We start from the raw sequence: 20824 nt of genomic DNA, 5'->3' as shown, positions 1-20824 counted from the left end.
CATCGCAAGGCAGCCTGCGCCTACAAAGGTGTGTGACTACTCGCTCAGCGGCGTACCACGCCCGGCAGAACGCAGAGCATCTCGAACAGCAGGTTCGCGCCGAGCAGTGAGGTGTTACCGGTGGTGTCGTAGGGCGGCGAGACTTCGACCAGGTCGCAGCCGATCAGGTCCAGGCCGTGGCAGCCACGGATGATCTCCATCGCCTGGATGGTGGTCAGGCCACCGATTTCCGGGGTGCCGGTGCCAGGCGCCCAGGCTGGGTCGATGCCGTCGATGTCGAACGACAGGTACACCGGACCGCCACCGACCTTTTCACGTACTTCGGCCATCAGCGGCTCCAGCGACTTGTGCCAGCACTCTTCGGCCTGCACGACGCGGAAACCTTGGCGACGGCTCCAGTTGAAGTCATCGGCGGTATAGCCCTGGGCGCGCAGGCCGATCTGCACTACGCGGTCGCAGTCGAGCAGGCCTTCTTCCACGGCGCGGCGGAAGGTGGTGCCGTGGGCGATCTTCTCACCGAACATATGATCGTTGACGTCGGCGTGGGCGTCGATATGCACCAGGCCGATCTTGCCGTGCTTTTTGTGCAGCGCACGCAGGATCGGCAGCGTGATGGTGTGGTCGCCACCGAGGGTCAGGGGGATGATGTTGTGCTCGAGGATCTCGTCGTAGGCCTCTTCGATGATGCGCACGGCGTCGAGCAGGTTGAAGGTGTTGATCGCCACGTCACCGATGTCGGCGACCGACAGCGAATCGAACGGAGCGGCTCCGGTCGCCATGTTGTACGGACGGATCATCACCGACTCGGCGCGGATCTGACGCGGACCGAAACGAGTGCCCGAGCGCAGCGAAGTGCCGATGTCCAGCGGTACGCCAATGAACGCGGCGTCCAGGCCTTCGGCGCTTTGCAGGTGGGGGAGACGGAGCATGGTGGCGATGCCGCCGAAACGCGGCATTTCGTTGCCGCCCAGTGGTTGGTGGAGAATCTTTTCCACGGTGGGCCTCATCAGTCGGTCGATTGTTTTGTTTGTTCGAACCTGTGCCGCAGCGTGCCAGGCAGGCAAGGAGACGCCGGCGGGCAGGGACATTGGGAGCCAGTCTGCGCAAGGTAGTGGGCAGGAGGAATCGCTACAGACAAATACTTACTTCAGGATTTTCTAAACTATCCGTTCACAGCGGGTTAGACTCTGGTGATTTCCACCCTGCGGAACCGTTGCACCATGGCTTCTTCACTGCCCGACCTGAAACTGCTGCGTATCTTCGTCAGCGTGGTACGCCACCAGGGCTTCGCCAATGCCCAGCGCGAACTGAACCTCTCTACATCGGCCATCAGCACTTACATGAGCCAGTTGGAAAGCGCCTTGGGCATCGTCCTGTGTCACCGTGGCCGTGGCGGTTTCAGCCTGACCAGCAAAGGCGAGCTATTCCACCAGGAGACCTTGCGCCTGCTGGCCGAACTCGATGGCTTCGAGCAATACGCCGCGGCGCTCAAGGGCGAGCTGCGCGGTACCCTCAATCTCGGGGTGATCGACTCCACCGTGGGCGACCGCGCCCTGCCGCTGGCCGAGGCCATCGGGGCCTATAGCCAGGAGCATCCGGCGGTGCATCTGCACCTGTCGGTCTCCAGCCCCTATGAGTTGCAACTGGGGGTACAGGACAACCGCCTGGACCTGGCCATCGGCGCCTTCTCTTCGCGCATGAGCGGTCTGGTCTATCAGCCGTTGTACCGCGAGCAGCACTGGCTGTACTGCAGCAGCCGGCACCCGTTGTTCGGCGAGCGGCGGGTGCCGGAAGAAGTGATCACCCAACAACGCATGGTGGGGCGGGGCTACTGGAGCCAAGCGGAGCTGGCGCGCCACGGTTTCAAGCACAGCGCGGCGACGGTTGAGAGCATGGAGGCCCAGTTGATTCTCATCCTCTCCGGCGCCTATATCGGTTATCTGCCCGAACACTATGCCCAGGCCTGGGTCGACAAGGGAGACCTGCGCGTCCTGTCGCCTGCCACCTTTGGCTATCAGGCGCCGTTTTCGTTGATCATCCGCCGTGGGCGTAGCCGCGAGCCCTTGATCCAGACCTTCCGTGACCTGCTCAAGTCGCAACTGAATGTCAGTTAAAAAACGTCGCTTTTAGAACATTGCGTCAGGCTGTGTAAATTTCCTGGGAGGCATGCGACTGGAGTGATGGCGTTCTGCTAAATATCTATTTGCTTTGATGAAATTTCCCATCATCTAACAAAGCAAGGACTGCCCAGATGCGCATGAATTTGCCCGTCACAGAGCAAGAAAGAACCTTCCCGTCCGACCAGCGGCTCATTTCCACCACCGACCTGAACAGCCGCATTACCTATTGCAATGACGCGTTCGTGGCCATCAGCGGTTTTACCTACGACGAACTGGTGGGGCAGCCGCACAACCTGGTGCGGCACCCCGACATGCCACCGTCGGTGTTTGGCCACATGTGGGAAACCATCAAGCAGGGCAAACCTTGGATGGGGGTGGTCAAGAACCGCGCCAAGAACGGTGATTTCTATTGGGTCAGCGCCTACGTCACGGCCATCTATGAAAATGGCCGGATCAGCGGCTACGAGTCGGTACGTTCGGTCCCGACCCGTGACCAGATTCGCCGTGCCGAGGCGCTTTATGCGCGTTTGCGTGGCGGACGTTCGGCAGTGCCTTGGGCCGCACGCCTCGGGTCCGGGCTGCAACATGGCTTGCCGCTGATTGGCGCAGGTTTCGCGTCGGCCGCCGCTTATCTCTGGTTACCGCAGTACGCGGCGCTGGGCGTGCTGATGGCCAGCATGCTGGGGGCCTGGTACTGGATCGAACACCGGCAGAACCAAGCCATTCGCCGGACCTTGGCCGAGCACCCCAAGGCGTTCACCAGCCCGTTGGTGGCGCTGACCTACAGCGACAACCCTGGTCTGCAAGGGCAGTTGGACTTGGCGATCATCAGTGAAGAGGCTCGCCTGCAAACAGCCCTGACCCGTCTGGTGGATGCCGGCGTCGGGGTCAAGTCGCGGGCGGCGGAGTCGGCCGGTTTGTCCGATGCCCAGGCGCAGATGCTCGACCGCCAGCGCAGCGAGACCGACCAGTCGGCCACCGCCATCGCCCAGATGGCCGCAACCATCCAGCAAGTTACCCACAACGTGCAAAGCACCGCTCACGCCGCCAGCGATGCCGATCATCTGGCCCAGCAAGGCAGTGAGCTGGCGCAACAGAGTCTGAAGGCCATGGGCAGCATGAGCGATGCGGTCAACGATATCGGGCAGGCGGTCAATGCGCTGGCCGAACAGACCCAGTCGATCGGCAGCGTGGTGGATGTGATCACTTCCATTGCCGAGCAGACCAACCTGCTGGCGCTCAACGCAGCGATCGAGGCCGCGCGGGCGGGCGAGCAGGGGCGTGGATTCGCGGTGGTGGCCGATGAAGTACGTTCCCTGGCCCAGCGCACCCGTGCTTCCACCGACGAAATCCATCACATCATCGCCTCGCTGCGTTCGGGCGCTGAGCGGGCGGTCACCACCGCCAACCGCGGCGAGCAAATTTCCCGAGACAGCGTGCACAGCGTCGAAGCGGTCCAGGAGGCGTTGTCCGGTATCGTCCAGGCGGTCAGCCGTATCACTGGCATGAGCCAGCAAATGGCAACGGCCTCGGAGCAGCAGAGCCATGTCGCCGAGGACATCAATCAGCAGATCGTGCGGATCGCCCACCTGTGCGACGAGAGCGCCGGGCAGGCCAAGCAGGGCGCGCAGATCAGCCAGGACCTCGAACGCATGGCCGAGTACCTGCACAGCCTGGCCGAACGATTCAATCGCTGAAAATTCACCTCTCCCACAGGGATGTGGGGCTTTTCCGAGCGGCTGTGGCACACTGCGCCGGGTAAGGAGAAGCCGATGTCCAGACCCCGCTGCGAACGCTGCCAGCGTCCGCTCGATCACTGCCTTTGCCCATTGATTCCCAGCCTCGACAGCAGGACCCGCGTGGTCCTGCTGCAGCATCCCAGCGAAGTGTCCCATGCTTTGAACACCGCACGCCTGGCCGCGCTTGGCCTGGTGAACGCCGAACTGCGGGTAGGCGAGGTATTCGATGACCTGCCGGCACTGCTCGCCACACCCGGGTACCGGCCGGTGCTGTTGTTCCCAGGGGAGCAGGCGCAGGTGTTGTCGGCTTACGAAATCGCAGACGATACGCCGCTGTTGTTGATCGTGCCCGATGGCACTTGGCGCAAGGCACGCAAGCTGCTGTATCTCAATCCGCTGCTCGACGCGTTGCCACGGGTGACCCTGGGTCAGGTACCGCCCTCACGCTACCGGTTGCGCAAGGCGCCGGAGCCGGGCGCCTTGTCGACCATCGAGGCCGTGGTCGAAGCCTTGAATGCCCTGGAGGGCGTTGGGCGTTTCGATGCGCTGTGCCGGCCTTTCGATGCCTTGATCGAAGGGCAGATCAAGGCGATGGGGCGGGAGACGTTCGAGCGCAATCACGGCTAGGCGGCGATCAGATCTGTTCCAGCAACCACCCTCGGAACGCCCGCAGCGAGGGCAGCGCCTCGTTGCGCGGTGGATAGATCAGGTAATAGCTGCGCTGGCTGGCAAAGGCGCCCCCGGCGCTGACCAGCTCACCGCTGGCCAATTCTTCTTCCACCAGGATCCGCGGTACCAGGCCGATGCCGATTCCCGCCCGTACGGCCTGGATCAGATGCGATGTCAGCTCGAAGCTTGGCCCCAGGCGCATGCTGCGATGGGGCAGGCCATGGTGGGAGAACCACTCGCCCCACGCATGCGGGTTGTTGGCGACGTTGAGCAGCACTTGTTCGCTGATGCGCGCAGGGTCCCAGCCTTGGACATCGTCCGCAGCCGTTGGTGGCAGGATGACGACCAGCTCTTCGGCATGCAGCCGATGGCAAATCAGTCCCGGCAGGTCATGGGTGGCGACACCGATGGCGGCGTCGATTTCGCTGGTGTCGAAGTTGATCGCTTCGATCCGTGAATGGATGTGCACCAGCATCCCGGGGTGCGCGGTATAGAACGCATGCAGGCGTGGCAGCAGCCATTTGGAGCCGAAGGTCGGTAAGGTGGCCAGGCGCAAGGTACCGACGCCCGACTGGTAAGCCAGGGCCTGCAAGGTGGCGCTGCGGATGCGCCCCAGGGCTTCGCTGAGCTCGCGCTGATACAGGCGGCCTACGTCGGTCAGCTGGACCTGGCGCCCTTCACGGCGAAACAGCGTCAAACCCAGCTGCTGCTCCAGCGCCTGCACCTGTCGGCTGACCGCGCTCTGGGTCAGGGACAGTTCGGCAGCAGCGCGGGTGTAGCTCTCATGTCGGGCGGCGGCCTCGAAGGCCAGCAGTAACGACATCGATGGGGTCAGGTGGCGGTAATTCATTCGCAAAACTCATCGATAGCGGCAGGAATATCCGTTTGCCCTTGGCTGGAAACTACAGGAACATTGGCGCATTCGTCATCCCTGCGCATTCCATCCATGCCGGAGTGACAGTATTTCCGTGAATTTGCCTATATAGAGGCCATCCTTCGATGATCGCCCAGCTGTCGACCCGTGCGCCCGCCGCCCACTACCCAGAATTCCTCGAAGCGCTGCGCAACAGCGGCTTCCGTGGCCAGATCAGCGCCGACTACGGCACCCGTACCGTGCTTGCCACGGACAACTCCATCTACCAGCGCCTGCCCCAGGCGGCGGTGTTCCCGATGGACGCCGACGATGTCGCCCGGGTTGCCACCTTGATGGCCGAGCCACGGTTCCGCCAGATCAAGCTGACCCCGCGTGGTGGCGGCACCGGCACCAACGGCCAGTCGCTCACCGACGGTATCGTTGTCGACCTGTCGCGGCACATGAACAAGATCCTTGAGATCAACGTCGAGGAGCGTTGGGTCCGGGTCCAGGCCGGTACCGTCAAGGACCAGCTCAACGCTGAGCTCAAACCCCATGGGCTGTTCTTCGCCCCGGAGCTGTCCACCTCCAACCGTGCCACCGTCGGTGGCATGATCAACACCGACGCCAGCGGCCAAGGCAGCTGCACCTACGGCAAGACCCGCGACCACGTGCTCGAACTGCACAGCATCCTGCTCGGCGGTGAGCGTCTGCACAGCCTGCCGATTGACGATGCCACGCTGGAGCAGGCCTGCGCTGCGCCCGGCCGGGTCGGTGAGGTGTACCGCATGGCCCGGGAGATCCAGCAAACCCAGGGCGAGCTGATCGAGAGCACTTTCCCCAAGCTAAACCGCTGCCTGACCGGCTACGACCTGGCGCACCTGCGCGACGAACAGGGCCGTTTCAACCTCAACAGCGTGCTGTGCGGCGCTGAGGGCTCGCTGGGCTATGTGGTCGAGGCCAAGCTCAACGTGCTGCCGATTCCGAAGTACGCTGTGCTGGTGAACGTGCGCTATACCAGCTTCATGGATGCCCTGCGCGATGCCAACGCGCTGATGGCGCACAAGCCATTGTCGATCGAGACCGTCGATTCCAAGGTGCTGATGCTGGCGATGCAGGACATCGTCTGGCACAGCGTCGCTGAATACTTTCCGGCCGACCCCGAGCGTCCGACCCTGGGCATCAACCTGGTCGAGTTCTGCGGTGACGAGCCGGCCGAGGTTAACGCTCGGGTCGAGGCATTCATCGCTCACTTGAAAGCCGATACCAGCGTCGAGCGCCTGGGCCACACCTTGGCCGAAGGCGCCGAGGCGGTGACCAAGGTCTATACCATGCGCAAGCGCTCGGTGGGCTTGCTGGGCAATGTCGAGGGCGAGGTTCGCCCGCAGCCGTTCGTCGAAGACACTGCGGTACCGCCGGAGCGACTGGCCGATTACATCGCTGATTTCCGTGCATTGCTCGACAGCCATGGCCTGGCCTACGGCATGTTCGGTCACGTCGATGCCGGTGTGCTGCACGTGCGCCCAGCCCTGGACATGAAGGATCCGGCCCAGGCTGCGCTGGTCAAGCCGATCTCCGATGCCGTCGCCGCATTGACCCAACGCTATGGCGGCCTGTTGTGGGGCGAGCACGGCAAGGGCCTGCGCTCGGAATACGTGCCGGAATACTTCGGCGAGCTGTACCCGGCGCTACAACGCCTCAAGGGCGCTTTCGACCCGCATAACCAGCTCAACCCGGGCAAGATCTGCACGCCGCCGGACAGCAGCGAAGGCCTGACCCCGGTCGATGGCGTGACCCTGCGCGGCGACCTGGACCGCACCATCGACGAGCGTGTCTGGCAGAGCTTTGGCAGCGCGGTGCACTGTAACGGTAACGGCGCCTGCTACAACTACGACCCCAACGACGCCATGTGCCCCTCCTGGAAAGCCACCCGCGAGCGTCAGCATTCGCCCAAGGGCCGCGCTTCGCTGATTCGCGAATGGTTGCGCTTGCAGGGCGAGGCGGATATCGATGTGCTCGCTGCCGCACGTGGCAAGGTGTCCTGGCTCAAGGGTTTGCCGGCACGCCTGCGCAATGCCCGCGCCCGTCAGCAGGGGCAGGAGGATTTCTCCCACGAGGTCTATGACGCCATGGCCGGCTGCCTGGCCTGTAAATCCTGTGCCGGACAGTGCCCAATCAAAGTCAACGTGCCGGACTTCCGCTCGCGCTTCCTCGAGCTGTACCACGGCCGTTACCAGCGCCCGCTGCGCGACTACCTGATCGGTTCGCTGGAGTTCACCATCCCGTATCTGGCTCACGCGCCTGGCCTGTACAACGCCGTGATGGGCTCCAAATGGGTGAGCAAGCTATTGGCCGACAAGGTCGGCATGGTCGACAGCCCATTGATCAGCCGCTTCAACTTCCAGTCGACCTTGACCCGCTGCCGCGTCGGTGTGGCGAGTGTGCCGGCTCTGCGCGAGCTGACCCCGGCCCAGCGCGAGCGCGCCATCGTGCTGGTTCAGGATGCCTTTACCCGTTACTTCGAGACGCCATTGCTGGCGGCCTTCATCGAGCTGGCGCATCGTCTGGGCCATCGGGTGTTCCTGGCGCCTTACAGCGCCAATGGCAAGCCGCTGCACGTGCAGGGCTTCTTGGGGGCCTTCGCCAAGGCGGCGATCCGCAATGCCACCCAGCTCAAGGCGCTGGCCGAATGCGGTGTACCGCTGGTAGGCCTGGACCCGGCCATGACCCTGGTGTATCGCCAGGAGTACCAGAAGGTCGATGGCTTGGACGGCTGTCCGAAGGTACTGTTGCCCCAGGAGTGGCTGATGGACGTGCTGCCGGAGCAGGCTGCCGTCGACGCTGGCAGCTTCCGCCTGATGGCCCACTGCACCGAGAAGACCAATGTGCCGGCCAGCACCCGGCAGTGGGAACAGGTGTTCGCGCGTCTGGGCCTGAAACTGGTCACTGAGGCTACCGGTTGCTGCGGCATGTCCGGCACCTATGGCCACGAGGCGCGCAACCAGCAGACCTCGCGGACCATCTTCGAGCAGTCCTGGGCCACCAAGCTGGACAAGGAGGGAGAGCCATTGGCCACGGGGTATTCGTGCCGCAGCCAGGTCAAGCGCATGACCGAGCGTCAGATGCGCCATCCACTGGAAGTGGTGTTGCAGTACGCGCAGCGTTAGCCGTTCTGGCCTCTTCGCAGGTAAACCCGCCCCCACAAGGATCATCGCCAACCCTTGTGGAAGCGGGCTTACCCGCGAAGAAGCGGATCAGGCAGTGCAGGGCTCTCAGGTTTCGTCGGCGTGCTGGCGCGGGCGTCGTGCCTGGCGGTACAGATAGAGACTCAACACCAGCCCGCAAGCCGCCGCGCCGGCTGCGAACAGAAAGATCGAAGCAAAGCCGAAGCCCGACGCCACCGCGCCCACCAAGGGCCCGGTGATGCCCAGCGACAGATCGATGAATAGCGAATAGGCGCCCACCGCAGCCCCGCGGTTGGCAGCTGAGACTTGATTGACTGCCTCCACGCCCAGCGCCGGAAATACCAGCGAAAAACCGAAACCACTGAGGGCGGCGCCCGCCAGGGCCAGCTCCGCGCTGGTCGCCTGCCATAGCATCAACAGGCCAAGGGCTTCGACGGCCAGGCAGGCGATGGCCACGCGGAACCCGCCGATACGATTGATCAAGTGGCCGAACAACAAGCGGGCCCCGATGAAGCAGGCCCCGAACACGCTCAGGCACAGCGCTGCGTTGTTCCAGTCGCGGCTGGCGTAATAGAGCGTGATGAAGGTGGCAATGGTGCCGAAACCGATCGAGCCCAGGGCCAGCCCCGAGCCATGCGGGAATACCTTGCCCAAGACCCGTAGGAACGGTAGCCGCACGCCGGCGACGATCGGCGCGGCACGCTTGGGCCAGGCCAGCAACAGGCCGATGATCCCCAGCAGGATGATGCTCACGCCCATGCTCCACAGCCCCAGGCTTTTCACCATCAGCACTCCAAGCGGCGCACCAACCGCCAGGGCGCCATAGCTGGCGATGCCGTTCCAGGAAATCACCTTGGCGGTGTGCTCGGCACCGACCCGGCCGATGCCCCAGCCGATGGCGCCTGAGCCGACCAGGCTTTCTGCACTGCCCAGCACCAGACGTCCAATGAGCAGGCACGCCAGGCTCAGCCAGGGCAGGTGGGGGAAGAAGCTGCTGGCCAGCATCAGCACGCCGCTCAGGCCGCAGCCGAGCAGGCCATACATCACGGCCTTCTTGCTGCCGAGATTGTCGATGATGCGCCCGGCATGGGGGCGGCTGAGCAGGGTGGCCAGGTACTGCACGCTGATCACCAACCCCGCAACAATTGCGCTGAAACCCAGGTCGTTGTGCACATAACTCGGCAGCACGGCCAAGGGAATGCCGATGTTCAGGTAGCCGATAAAGGTGAAAAGGACGATGGAGACGACTTGCAGGGTGACCGCAAGGAGACGCGGTGAGTCGGGCATGGAGGTCTTTGGCGGGTAGAGGGTTCTGGACGGTGTGAAAACGCGATGACGGGCAAGTTCCCGCGAGTCAGCCGTTTTCACACAGTCTGGGGGATGCGCGATTTATTCCTGGTCAGCGCTGGATTGATCGTCGCCATCCTGTTCGACGGCAGGCGTCGGTTCGGTGTGGGCGGCAACGGTTTGCTCTTCGGGGTTCAGGCTTGGGAAGGGAAGATTCGGGATTTCATGCATCTCGTCGTTCCTCGCAAGTGTGAGTGAAAAGACTGCGCCAGGCGCGTGTGTGGCTTCGAAAAAGTTGGGGCAGGATACAGGAGTCCGGATGACAGTTTGAGTTTTTTCCGCCCTGCGGCGCGGTTTTGCGGGCGACTATCGGACAATCGGGGAAGCTTTTTCGCGGGGTAAGCCCGCTCCGGCAAAGGCCTCGTGCAAGCCTTGGCAGAGCGGTTTACCCGCGAATAGGCACTTACCGGCAGACGTCGGCGATGGCCGCTGCCAGTTGCTCCAGTCGCTGCGCATCGGCCCCGGCGATATTCGCCCGACCTGTGCCGACCATGTACACACTGTGCTTTTCACGCAGCAGGCGGACCTGCTCCGGGTTCAGCCCTGTGTAGGAGAACATCCCGCGTTGCGCGGCGATGTGGGCGAAGCGCTCGGCCAGACCATGGGGGGCCAAGGCCTTGACCAGTCCCTCGCGCAATTCGGCGATGCGCTGGCGCATGGCGTTGACCTCTTCGATCCAGAGCGCCTTGAGGGCCGGATCGCCGAGGATCTGCGCGACCACCGCGGCGCCATGGTCCGGTGGTGTGGACCACAGGTTGCGGGCCAGCAGCGCCAGTTGGCTACGTACATCCAGGAGCTTTTCGGCGTCATGGCTGCAGACCAGCAGTGCGCCGGTCCGGTCGCGGTACAAGCCAAAGTTTTTCGAGCAGCTACTGGTGATCAGCAGTTCAGGCAGTTGCGCAGCGAACAGGCGAACCGCCCAGGCGTCTTCTTCCAGACCATCACCGAAACCTTGGTAGGCAAAGTCGATCAGCGGCAGCAGGTTGCGCTTGCGCACGACTTCGAGCAGGGCGCGCCAATCGTCCTGGCTCAGGTCGAAACCGGTGGGGTTGTGGCAGCAGGCGTGCAGCAGCACGACGTCGCCTTCCGGAGCCTGTTCCAAAGCGGCCAGCATGCCGGCGACATCCAGGCGGTTGTCCGCACCCACGTAGGGATAATGGGACACCTTAAGCTTGGCGCCAGCAAAAATGGTCTCGTGGATCGGCCAGGTGGGGTCGCTGAGCCAGATGCCACGCCCCGGCAGGCAATGGGCGATGAACTCCGCCGCCAGGCGCAGGGCGCCGGTGCCGCCAGGGGTCTGGGTGGCGCCGGCACGGTGGCTGTCGAGCAGCGGCGAGTCGCTGCCCAAGACCAGTTCGCTGACCAGGCGGCCGAACTCAGCATCGCCATGGCCGCCCACGTAGCTCTTGGTGGCTTGATGCTCCACCAGGCGCTGCTCGGCCTGCTTGACCGCCGCGGGAATCGGGGTCATGCCCTGGGCGTCCTTGAACACGCCCACGCCCAGGTCGAACTTGGCCGGGTTGGTGTCGCGGGCGTAGGCTTCCATCAGCCCGAGGATCGGGTCGCCTGGGACCCGGCCAATGGCCGCGAAATGCATCACTTGCGCCCTTCGGCGGTCTTGGCGACTTCGTCGGTGCGGGCGCACATGATGAAGTCGTTGCGGTGCAGGCCTTTGATCGAGTGGCTCCACCAGGTAACGGTGACCTTGCCCCACTCGGTCAGCAGACCAGGGTGGTGGCCTTCGGCTTCGGCGATTTCACCGATGGCGTTGGTAAAGGCCAGGGCATGCTTGAAGTTCTTGAACAGGAAGACACGCTCCAGCTCCATGTGGCCGTCACGCACTTCAATGTTCCAGTCCGGGATCTCACGGATCAGTTCGGCCAGTTCTTCGTCGGTGACTTTAGGGGCGTCGGCGCGGCAGGCTTCGCAATGGGCTTGGTTCAAGGCATTCATGGGTGTTTTTCCGATTTGAGTTGTTATCGACAAGGCAGCTCAGGCAGCCGCCTTGGGTGGAAACTTCGGCGCGTGCAGGCCCAGTTTCATGGCCTGGTGGACCATGCCCATGATGTCTTCGTGGGCCAGGTCGAACAAACGCTTGAGGTTAGGCAGGACAAAGTACAGAGGCTGCAGGATATCGATGCGATAGGGCGTGCGCATGGCTTCGATCGGATCGAACGCCTGGTGCTCTGGCTCGTCGGACAGGCTGTAGACGGTTTCCTTGGGCGAGGAGAGGATGCCGCCGCCGTAGATCTTGCGACCTTGGGCAGTCTCCATCAGGCCGAACTCGATGGTCATCCAGTACAGGCGGGCCAGGTAGACGCGTTCTTCCTTGGTCGCCGCCAGGCCCAGCTTGCCGTAGGTGTGGGTGAACTCGGCGAACCAGGGGTTGGTCAGCAGCGGGCAATGGCCGAAGATCTCATGGAAGATGTCCGGTTCCTGCAGGTAGTCCAGCTCTTCGGGGGTACGGATGAACGTGGCCACCGGGAAGCGTTTGCTGGCCAGCAGCTCGAAGAAGGTCTGGAAAGGGATCAACGCAGGGACGCGGGCGACTTGCCAGCCGGTGGTGGCGCCCAGGACCTTGTTGATTTCGCCCAGTTGCGGGATGCGGTCGTAGGGCAGCTTGAGCTGCTCGATGCCGTCGAGGTATTCCTGGCAGGCGCGGCCTTCGATCACTTTCATCTGTCGGGTGATCAGGGTGTTCCACACCGCGTGTTCCTGTTGCGGGTAGTCGATAAAACCATGCGCATCGGGCTCGCGTGCCACGTATTGCGTCTGTTTCATGTGGCTCTCCTGGTGAGGGCTTTCTTGTTATGTGCAGGACATGCCTTAAGGAATATCCCCTTGCCTGAGCCTTTGCACGAGGTATGGCGCGTGGGTGGGCCGAATCGCTACGTAGTTTCTGTAACGTTAATTTTACAAAAAGGCCGGGATGCCGGAAAATCACAGGCATCGAGCTGGCCTTAGCTGGGTTTTTGTCAGCTTATCTTTACGACTTTTCCACGCGTCGCTGAAATTTCTGCGCGCCTCGGGGCTTTTCCATGCGTATCAAAGTGCATTGTCAGAACCGCATCGGCATCCTGCGGGACATCCTCAACCTGTTGGTGGAATACGGCATCAACGTGTTGCGTGGGGAGGTTGGCGGCGATCACGGCAATGCCATCTACCTGCACTGCCCGAACCTGATCAACCTGCAGTTCCAGGCGCTGCGGCCCAAGTTCGAGTCGATCGCCGGTGTGTTCGGGGTCAAACGCGTAGGCTTGATGCCCAGCGAACGCCGGCACATGGAACTCAACGCCTTGCTCGGTGCGCTGGATTTCCCGGTATTGTCGGTCGACATGGGCGGCAGCATCGTCGCGGCCAACCGCAGCGCCGCCCAGTTGCTGGGGGTGCGGGTCGACGAAGTGCCGGGGCTTCCGCTGGCGCGCTATGTCGAGGACTTCGACCTGCCGGAACTGGTACGGGCCAACAAGTCGCGGATCAACGGCTTGCGCGTCAAGGTCAAGGGCGATGTGTTTCTTGCCGATATCGCGCCGCTGCAATCGGAGCACGACGACAGCGAGGCGCTGGCGGGTGCGGTGCTGACGCTACACCGGGCAGATCGTATCGGTGAGCGTATCTACAACGTGCGCAAGCAGGAACTGCGCGGCTTCGACAGTATTTTCCAGAGCTCTCGGGTGATGGCTGCGGTGGTGCGCGAGGCGCGGCGCATGGCGCCTCTGGATGCACCGCTGCTGATCGAAGGCGAAACGGGTACCGGCAAGGAGCTGTTGGCGCGTGCCTGTCACCTGGCCAGCCCACGCGGCCAGGCGCCGCTGATGGCACTCAACTGCGCGGGCCTTCCGGAATCGATGGCTGAGACTGAGCTGTTCGGCTATGGCCCGGGGGCTTTCGAAGGCGCCCGGGCCGAAGGCAAGCTGGGCCTGCTGGAGCTGACCGCCGGTGGCACGTTGTTCCTCGACGGTGTGGGAGAGATGAGCCCGCGCCTGCAGGTCAAGCTGCTGCGGTTCCTGCAGGATGGCTGCTTCCGCCGGGTGGGCAGTGACGAGGAGGTGTATCTCGATGTGCGGGTCATTTGCGCCACCCAGGTCGATCTCTCCGAGTTGTGCGCCCGGGGCGAGTTCCGCCAGGACCTGTATCACCGCCTCAATGTGTTGTCGCTGCATATCCCGCCGCTGCGCGAGTGCATGGACGGGCTGGACGGGCTGGTGCAGCATTTTCTCGACCAGGCCAGTCGGCAGATTGGTTGCCCGATGCCGCGTCTGGCGCCAGCGGCGATGGACAAGCTCAGCCAGTACCACTGGCCAGGCAATGTGCGCCAGTTGGAGAACGTGCTGTTCCAGGCGGTGTCGTTGTGCGAGGGCGGTGTAGTGAAGGGCGAGCATATTCGCCTGCCGGACTATGGGGCGCGGCAACCATTGGGTGAGTTTTCGCTGGAAGGGGATCTTGCGCAAATTGTCGGACGATTTGAAAAGGCCGTGCTGGAATCCTTGATGACGGAATATTCCAGTAGTCGAGCGCTGGGCAAACGTCTGGGTGTTTCACATACGACAATAGCCAATAAGTTGCGCGATTACTCGCTCAACAAATCGGCGGAATGAAGTAAGAGATATGAATTACTCGGATATTGAGTAAACACAACTTTTGGCGCTGCGCCTCGGGATGTTCGAGGCGCAGCGGGCGTTACTGCCAATGTCAGCCGTTGGAGCAGCCGTTGCCCATCACGCGGTATTCGAGGATGTGCTTCTGGCCCTGGGAATCCTCATACGTCATGCGGGCTGGAACCACTTCACAGACGTTCGGGACCTCGCTCATGGAGAGCACGCGGGCGATGTCCAGATGCTGCGAGTAACTGTACTGCTCAACCGGAATCTGCTCGACATCCTTTGCAACTTCGTCGGCCATCGCCGCGCTGCAAAGACCGCCAAGTACCAATGCCAGTAACGCTTTCATTTTCAATTTACCTATTTTAGGTCGTGAGGGGGCACGCGGCGCTTTTGGCGCCGCGAGTACAGCCAGGTCTTAACTATCGGATCAAGAGAGGGATCAACTTGCCTTCGTGGGGGCTGTTACTTGAGTTAATCGCCTTGCCGTTGTTGGCGAGATGAATTTTATGGCGGGGCAGTGCACTGAAACAGATGGACTTTTGATAAAGTTTTTTTGCCTTTTGACAGAATCTGTAACAATCCCCAGGATCGGCTCCTCGTTTTTTTTCTTCACCGCCCTGTGAGTGCTGGGTTAGAGCGGTTGTGTAAGTTTTTGTAGGGAATTCAGCGTTTCGCTACTACCAACGTCGAATGGCTTTTCGCGCTCTGGTACAGTTACAAACGATTCCATACAAAAACAACTATTACACCGAGGTAAAACAGATGAGTGCGGCTCCCCTGTATCCCGTTCGTCCCGAGGTTGCGGCCAATACCCTGACCGACGAGGCCACCTACAAGGCCATGTACCAGCAGTCGGTGATCAACCCGGACGGCTTCTGGCGCGAGCAGGCCCAGCGCCTGGACTGGATCAAGCCCTTCACCAAGGTCAAGCAGACCTCCTTCGACGATCACCATGTCGACATCAAGTGGTTCGCTGATGGCACTCTGAACGTTTCCTACAACTGCCTCGACCGTCATCTGGCCGAGCGTGGCGATCAGGTCGCCATCATATGGGAAGGCGACGACCCGGCTGACAGCCGTAACATCACCTATCGCGAGTTGCACGAGCAGGTTTGCAAGTTCGCCAACGCCCTGCGTGGCCAGGACGTGCACCGCGGTGACGTGGTGACTATCTATATGCCGATGATCCCTGAGGCCGTGGTGGCCATGCTGGCCTGCGCACGCATCGGCGCGATCCACTCGGTGGTGTTCGGTGGCTTCTCGCCCGAGGCGTTGGCTGGGCGCATCATCGACTGCCGCTCGAAGGTCGTCATCACCGCCGACGAAGGTGTGCGCGGTGGTCGTCGTACCCCGCTCAAGGCCAATGTCGACCTGGCCCTGACCAACCCTGAAACCAGCAGCGTGCAGAAGATCATCGTGTGCAAGCGCACTGGCGGTGACATTGCCTGGCACCAGCACCGTGACATCTGGTACGAGGACTTGATGAAGGTCGCCTCCAGCCACTGCGCCCCGAAGGAAATGGGTGCCGAGGAGCCGCTGTTCATCCTTTATACCTCCGGCTCGACCGGCAAGCCCAAGGGTGTGCTGCACACCACCGGTGGCTACCTGGTGTACGCCGCACTGACCCACGAGCGGGTGTTCGACTACCGTCCGGGCGAAGTCTACTGGTGCACCGCCGACGTGGGTTGGGTCACCGGTCACAGCTATATCGTCTACGGCCCTCTGGCCAACGGCGCGACCACGCTGTTGTTCGAAGGCGTGCCGAACTACCCGGACATCACCCGCGTGTCGAAGATCATCGACAAGCACAAGGTCAACATTCTCTACACCGCACCGACCGCCATTCGCGCCATGATGGCCGAAGGGCAGGCCGCAGTGGCCGGTGCCGACGGCTCCAGCCTGCGCCTGCTGGGTTCGGTGGGCGAGCCGATCAACCCTGAAGCCTGGAACTGGTACTACCAGACTGTGGGCAAGGAGCGTTGCCCGATCGTCGACACTTGGTGGCAAACCGAGACGGGCGGCATCCTGATCAGCCCGCTGCCAGGCGCCACGGGCCTGAAGCCTGGCTCGGCGACCCGTCCGTTCTTCGGCGTAGTGCCGGCGTTGGTGGACAACCTGGGCAATCTGATCGAGGGCGCTGCCGAGGGTAACCTGGTGATCCTCGACTCCTGGCCGGGCCAGTCGCGTTCGTTGTACGGCGACCACGACCGCTTCGTCGATACCTACTTCAAGACCTTCCGCGGCATGTATTTCACCGGTGACGGTGCCCGCCGTGACGAGGATGGCTACTACTGGATCACCGGCCGCGTCGATGACGTGCTCAACGTCTCCGGTCACCGCATGGGCACGGCCGAGATCGAAAGCGCCATGGTGGCGCATGCCAAGGTCGCCGAAGCTGCGGTGGTGGGCGTGCCGCACGACATCAAGGGGCAGGGCATCTATGTGTACGTGACGCTCAATGCTGGCGAGCAACCGAGCGAGGCGCTGCGTCTGGAGCTTAAGAACTGGGTGCGCAAGGAGATCGGCCCGATCGCTTCGCCGGACGTGATCCAGTGGGCGCCGGGGCTGCCCAAGACTCGCTCGGGCAAGATCATGCGGCGCATCCTGCGCAAGATCGCCACGGGTGAATACGATGCGTTGGGGGACATCTCGACGCTGGCCGACCCTGGGGTGGTGCAGCATCTGATCGACACCCACAAGGCGATGGCGTTGGCGTCGGCGTGATGGTTGTGGGGCGCTTCGCGCCCCTTTCGCTCGCGTTTTTCGAAACAACGAAACCCCGCTCGGGCAACCGGCGGGGTTTTTGCTTTACTGGAGGGATGTTACCCGACATTCATCGGTAACCTTTCCTGTCACCGGATTCGCACAAAAGCGGGGCGAGTCGAAACAGTTAGATACCTTTGTGGTGCTGCGCGCGGGCTTTTCTTGCAAGCTGGCACGCTGGACTTGCCGGAGTACAAGGCTTTGCCAATAATAGGCCCGCTTATTGCTTGGCTTATAGGTTATTTTTCTTTTGCTCTTGCATATTGCGCGGGAGCTGTCAATATCGCCCGCCGCGGTTCAAGGCGCTTCTGTAAGTAGTTGTCGCTTTGAAGAAATATCGGCCACCGGGCTGTCGTTAAAATGCCACTCACTCGCTCGTGGTCTGCGACCTTGGTCGATACCCCCGCGGCTCGCGTTGTACCCATTCGCATGTCGGGCAGTCGTTACACCTGCCTTGTATTGCCCTGTACCGATGGAGTTACCTGATGAAGAAGCTCGCACTGCTTGGCGCCCTGGCGCTGTCCGTGTTGTCCCTGGTATCGCAGGCCGATGAGAAACCGTTGAAGATCGGTATCGAGGCTGCCTACCCACCCTTCGCCTTCAAGCAACCCGACGGCAGCATCGCCGGTTTCGACTACGACATCGGCAACGCCCTGTGCGAAGAGATGAAAGCCAAGTGCACCTGGGTCGAGCAAGAGTTCGACGGCCTGATCCCGGCGCTGAAAGTGCGCAAGATCGACGCCATTCTCTCGTCCATGTCCATCACCGAAGACCGCAAGAAGTCGGTCGACTTCACCAAGCGCTACTACCTGACCCCGGCTCGCCTGGTCATGAAGGATGGCACTCAGGTCAGCGAAGACCTGCATGAACTCAGCGGCAAGAAGATCGGCGTGCAGCGCGGTTCGATCCATGACCGCTTCGCCAAGGAAGTCCTGGCGCCCAAAGGGGCCACCGTCGTGCCTTACGGCACTCAGAACGAAATCTATCTCGACGTCGCGGCCGGTCGCCTGGACGGCACCGTTGCCGACGCCACCCTGCTCGAGGACGGCTTCCTCAAGACTGACGCCGGCAAGGGCTTTGCCTTCGTCGGTCCATCGTTCACCGACGTGAAGTACTTCGGTGACGGCGTCGGCATCGCCGTGCGCAAGGGCGACAACGCCAATCGTGAGCGCATCAATGCCGCGATCGACGCGATCCGCAAGAACGGTAAGTACAAGGCCATCGAAGCCAAGTACTTCAACTTCGACATCTATGGGCCTGAAGCTCAGTAAGACGTCGGGTTTCACCTGTGCAATGGTGCAAACAGCAGAGGCTCTGAGGTTTGCACCATTTTTCATTCCAAGTCCCGAGGAATCCCAATCATGTTGAAAGGCTACGGGGCAGTCATCCTCGATGGGGCATGGCTGACGCTGCAGCTCGCCCTGTCGTCGATGGCCCTGGCTATCGTGCTTGGCCTGATCGGCGTGGCGCTGCGTTTGTCGCCAGTACGCTGGTTGGCCTGGCTGGGTGATATGTACGCCACGGTGATCCGTGGCATTCCAGATCTGGTGCTGATCCTGCTGATCTTCTATGGCGGTCAGGATCTGATCAACCGCATTGCGCCGCTGGTCGGCTATGAAGACTACATTGACCTCAATCCGTTAGTGGCCGGTGTGGGCACCTTGGGCTTCATTTTCGGTGCGTACCTTTCCGAAACATTCCGCGGTGCCTTCCTGGGTATACCCAAAGGGCAGGCCGAGGCGGGCATGGCCTATGGCATGAGCGGCATGCAGGTTTTCTTCCGCATCATGGTGCCGCAAATGATCCGTCTGGCGATCCCGGGCTTCACCAACAACTGGTTGGTGCTGACCAAGGCCACGGCGCTGATCTCGGTGGTCGGCCTGCAGGACATGATGTTCAAGGCCAAGCAGGCGGCCGACGCCACACGCGAGCCTTTTACCTTCTTCCTGGCAGTAGCGGCACTGTACCTGGTGCTCACCAGCATCTCGCTGCTGGCCCTGAAGTACCTCGAGCGACGCTATTCGGTGGGCGTAAAGGTGGCTGAACTATGATCTTCGACTACAACGTCATCTGGGAGGCCATGCCCCTTTACCTGGGCGGCCTGCTGACCACCTTGAAGCTGCTGGCGCTGTCGCTGTTCTTCGGCTTGCTGACGGCCATTCCCCTGGGCCTGATGCGTGTCTCCAAGCAGCCGCTGGTGAGCCTGGTCGCCTGGCTCTATACCTATGTGATCCGTGGCACGCCGATGCTCGTGCAGCTGTTCCTGATCTACTACGGTCTGGCGCAGTTCGAAGCCGTGCGCGAAAGCTTCCTCTGGCCCTGGCTGTCGAGCGCGACCTTCTGCGCGTGCCTGGCATTTGCGATCAATACCAGCGCCTACACGGCCGAGATCATCGCCGGCAGTCTGCGGGCCACCCCGCACGGTGAGATCGAAGCGGCCAAGGCCATGGGCATGTCGCGCATGATGATGTACCGCCGCATCCTGCTGCCGTCGGCCTTGCGCCGGGCGCTGCCGCAGTACAGCAACGAGGTGATCATGATGCTGCAGACCACCAGTCTGGCCTCGATCGTCACCCTGATCGACATCACGGGCGCGGCACGTACCGTCAATGCCCAGTACTACCTGCCTTTCGAGGCCTACATCACGGCGGGCGTGTTCTACCTGTGCCTGACCTTCATTCTGGTGCGCCTGTTCAAGATGGCCGAACGCCGCTGGCTCAGCTACCTGGCGCCACGCAAGCACTGATCGCTCTGTGAGAACCGACAGCATGTACAAACTTCAAGTCCAAGACCTGCATAAGCGCTACGGCAGCCACGAAGTGCTCAAGGGCATTTCGCTCGAAGCCAAGGCGGGCGACGTGATCAGCATCATCGGCTCCAGTGGTTCGGGCAAGTCGACCTTCCTGCGCTGCATCAACCTGCTCGAGCAGCCGCACGCCGGGAAGATCCTGCTCAACAATGAAGAGCTCAAGCTGGTCCCCGGCAAGGATGGCGCGCTCAAGGCCGCCGACCCCAAACAGTTGCAGCGCATGCGTTCGCGCCTGTCGATGGTGTTCCAGCACTTCAACCTCTGGTCGCACATGACGGCGCTGGAGAACGTGATCGAGGCTCCTGTGCATGTGCTGGGCGTGAGCCGCAAGCAAGCGCTGGAAAAAGCCGAGCACTACCTGAACAAGGTGGGCGTGGCCCATCGCAAGGATGCCTTCCCTGGGCACATGTCCGGTGGTGAGCAGCAGCGGGTCGCGATCGCCCGGGCCTTGGCCATGGAGCCTGAGGTGATGCTGTTCGACGAGCCGACCTCGGCCCTTGACCCGGAGCTGGTGGGCGATGTGCTCAAGGTCATGCAATCGCTGGCTCAGGAAGGCCGCACCATGGTCGTGGTGACTCACGAAATGGGCTTCGCCCGTGAGGTGTCCAACCAATTGGTGTTCCTGCACAAGGGGTTGGTGGAAGAGCGCGGCAACCCGCGTGAAGTGCTGGTCAATCCGCAGTCGGAGCGACTCAAGCAGTTTCTTTCCGGCAGCCTGAAGTAAAGGCTGCACCT

At 62.1% G+C, this 20824-nt stretch carries 17 protein-coding genes and 2 pseudogenes; 11 read left to right on the top strand and 8 right to left on the bottom strand.

The features are described from left to right. Window positions 1-44: 44 nt before the first annotated feature. On the bottom strand, window positions 45-995 hold the full coding sequence (gene speB / locus DQ397_RS07430) for an agmatinase (protein ID WP_043209365.1): 951 nt from the start codon (window positions 993-995) through the stop codon (window positions 45-47). 225 nt (window positions 996-1220) lie between these two features. Here speB and DQ397_RS07425 point away from each other — a divergent pair, with 225 nt between their 5' ends. The 4 genes and pseudogenes from DQ397_RS07425 to DQ397_RS07415 all read left to right on the top strand — a co-directional run bounded on the left by DQ397_RS07425 (window position 1221) and on the right by DQ397_RS07415 (window position 4486). Further along, window positions 1221-2114, top strand: coding sequence for a LysR family transcriptional regulator (locus tag DQ397_RS07425; RefSeq protein WP_043209367.1), 894 nt, complete (start codon window positions 1221-1223; stop codon window positions 2112-2114). A 137-nt stretch (window positions 2115-2251) separates the two neighbouring features. After that, window positions 2252-2533: pseudogene (locus DQ397_RS24980) on the top strand (PAS domain-containing protein); the annotation flags it as partial. A gap of 303 nt (window positions 2534-2836) precedes the next feature. Further along, window positions 2837-3817 (top strand): annotated as a pseudogene (locus DQ397_RS24975) (methyl-accepting chemotaxis protein); the annotation flags it as partial. A 75-nt stretch (window positions 3818-3892) separates the two neighbouring features. Beyond that, window positions 3893-4486 carry a tRNA-uridine aminocarboxypropyltransferase gene (locus DQ397_RS07415; RefSeq protein WP_043209370.1) on the top strand — a complete coding sequence of 198 codons (594 nt, stop codon included), beginning with the start codon at window positions 3893-3895 and terminating at the stop codon, window positions 4484-4486. Window positions 4487-4493: 7 nt separating this feature from the next. Here DQ397_RS07415 and DQ397_RS07410 read toward each other — a convergent pair whose 3' ends face one another. Then, on the bottom strand, window positions 4494-5378 hold the full coding sequence (locus DQ397_RS07410) for a LysR substrate-binding domain-containing protein (RefSeq protein ID WP_043209372.1): 885 nt from the start codon (window positions 5376-5378) through the stop codon (window positions 4494-4496). Window positions 5379-5527: 149 nt separating this feature from the next. Here DQ397_RS07410 and DQ397_RS07405 point away from each other — a divergent pair, with 149 nt between their 5' ends. After that, the gene (locus DQ397_RS07405; protein ID WP_043209373.1) at window positions 5528-8548 is read left to right on the top strand and encodes an FAD-binding and (Fe-S)-binding domain-containing protein; all 3021 of its coding nucleotides are present in this window, start codon (window positions 5528-5530) and stop codon (window positions 8546-8548) included. A 105-nt stretch (window positions 8549-8653) separates the two neighbouring features. Here the strand turns inward: DQ397_RS07405 and DQ397_RS07400 are convergent, their stop codons facing one another. The 5 genes from DQ397_RS07400 to phhA form a co-directional block, all read right to left on the bottom strand. Then, on the bottom strand, window positions 8654-9853 hold the full coding sequence (locus tag DQ397_RS07400; RefSeq protein WP_043209375.1) for an MFS transporter: 1200 nt from the start codon (window positions 9851-9853) through the stop codon (window positions 8654-8656). A 102-nt stretch (window positions 9854-9955) separates the two neighbouring features. Then, window positions 9956-10084, bottom strand: a complete 129-nt coding sequence (locus DQ397_RS24700; RefSeq protein WP_256543836.1) for a hypothetical protein — start codon at window positions 10082-10084, stop codon at window positions 9956-9958. Between the two features lie 232 nt (window positions 10085-10316). After that, window positions 10317-11513: an amino acid aminotransferase gene (locus DQ397_RS07395; protein WP_178113780.1), complete on the bottom strand. Its 1197-nt coding sequence runs from the start codon at window positions 11511-11513 to the stop codon at window positions 10317-10319. Then, the gene (locus DQ397_RS07390) at window positions 11510-11866 is read right to left on the bottom strand and encodes a 4a-hydroxytetrahydrobiopterin dehydratase (RefSeq protein WP_028691075.1); all 357 of its coding nucleotides are present in this window, start codon (window positions 11864-11866) and stop codon (window positions 11510-11512) included. Before DQ397_RS07390 ends, DQ397_RS07395 begins: the two co-directional genes overlap by 4 nt. Window positions 11867-11905: 39 nt before the next feature. Beyond that, a complete protein-coding gene (gene phhA, locus DQ397_RS07385) occupies window positions 11906-12694 on the bottom strand; it encodes a phenylalanine 4-monooxygenase (protein WP_043209381.1) in 789 nt (262 codons plus the stop codon). Window positions 12695-12951: 257 nt separating this feature from the next. Between phhA and DQ397_RS07375 the strand changes: the two genes are divergently transcribed. Beyond that, window positions 12952-14511, top strand: a complete 1560-nt coding sequence (locus DQ397_RS07375) for a sigma-54-dependent phenylalanine hydroxylase transcriptional regulator PhhR (RefSeq protein WP_043209382.1) — start codon at window positions 12952-12954, stop codon at window positions 14509-14511. A gap of 94 nt (window positions 14512-14605) precedes the next feature. Here the strand turns inward: DQ397_RS07375 and DQ397_RS07370 are convergent, their stop codons facing one another. Next, window positions 14606-14863, bottom strand: coding sequence for a DUF2790 domain-containing protein (locus tag DQ397_RS07370; protein WP_043209383.1), 258 nt, complete (start codon window positions 14861-14863; stop codon window positions 14606-14608). A gap of 416 nt (window positions 14864-15279) precedes the next feature. Here DQ397_RS07370 and acs point away from each other — a divergent pair, with 416 nt between their 5' ends. From acs to DQ397_RS07345, 5 genes are all read left to right on the top strand, one after another. Then, the gene (acs, locus tag DQ397_RS07365) at window positions 15280-17241 is read left to right on the top strand and encodes an acetate--CoA ligase (protein WP_043209384.1); all 1962 of its coding nucleotides are present in this window, start codon (window positions 15280-15282) and stop codon (window positions 17239-17241) included. 524 nt (window positions 17242-17765) lie between these two features. Then, window positions 17766-18551, top strand: coding sequence for an ABC transporter substrate-binding protein (locus tag DQ397_RS07360; protein WP_043209388.1), 786 nt, complete (start codon window positions 17766-17768; stop codon window positions 18549-18551). Window positions 18552-18641: 90 nt separating this feature from the next. Continuing rightward, on the top strand, window positions 18642-19331 hold the full coding sequence (locus DQ397_RS07355; RefSeq protein ID WP_043209390.1) for an ABC transporter permease: 690 nt from the start codon (window positions 18642-18644) through the stop codon (window positions 19329-19331). Next, a complete protein-coding gene (locus DQ397_RS07350) occupies window positions 19328-20026 on the top strand; it encodes an ABC transporter permease (protein ID WP_043209392.1) in 699 nt (232 codons plus the stop codon). Before DQ397_RS07355 ends, DQ397_RS07350 begins: the two co-directional genes overlap by 4 nt. A gap of 22 nt (window positions 20027-20048) precedes the next feature. Then, window positions 20049-20813, top strand: a complete 765-nt coding sequence (locus DQ397_RS07345; protein WP_043209394.1) for an ABC transporter ATP-binding protein — start codon at window positions 20049-20051, stop codon at window positions 20811-20813. The last annotated feature ends 11 nt before the right edge of the window (window positions 20814-20824 follow it).

Source organism: Pseudomonas sp. CK-NBRI-02 (genome assembly GCF_008124495.1).
GTDB classification, from domain to species: Bacteria; Pseudomonadota; Gammaproteobacteria; order Pseudomonadales; family Pseudomonadaceae; genus Aquipseudomonas; species Aquipseudomonas guariconensis.
The sequence above is the reverse complement of the archived record's forward strand: the minus strand, read 5'-3'. Positions and strand labels throughout refer to the sequence as shown.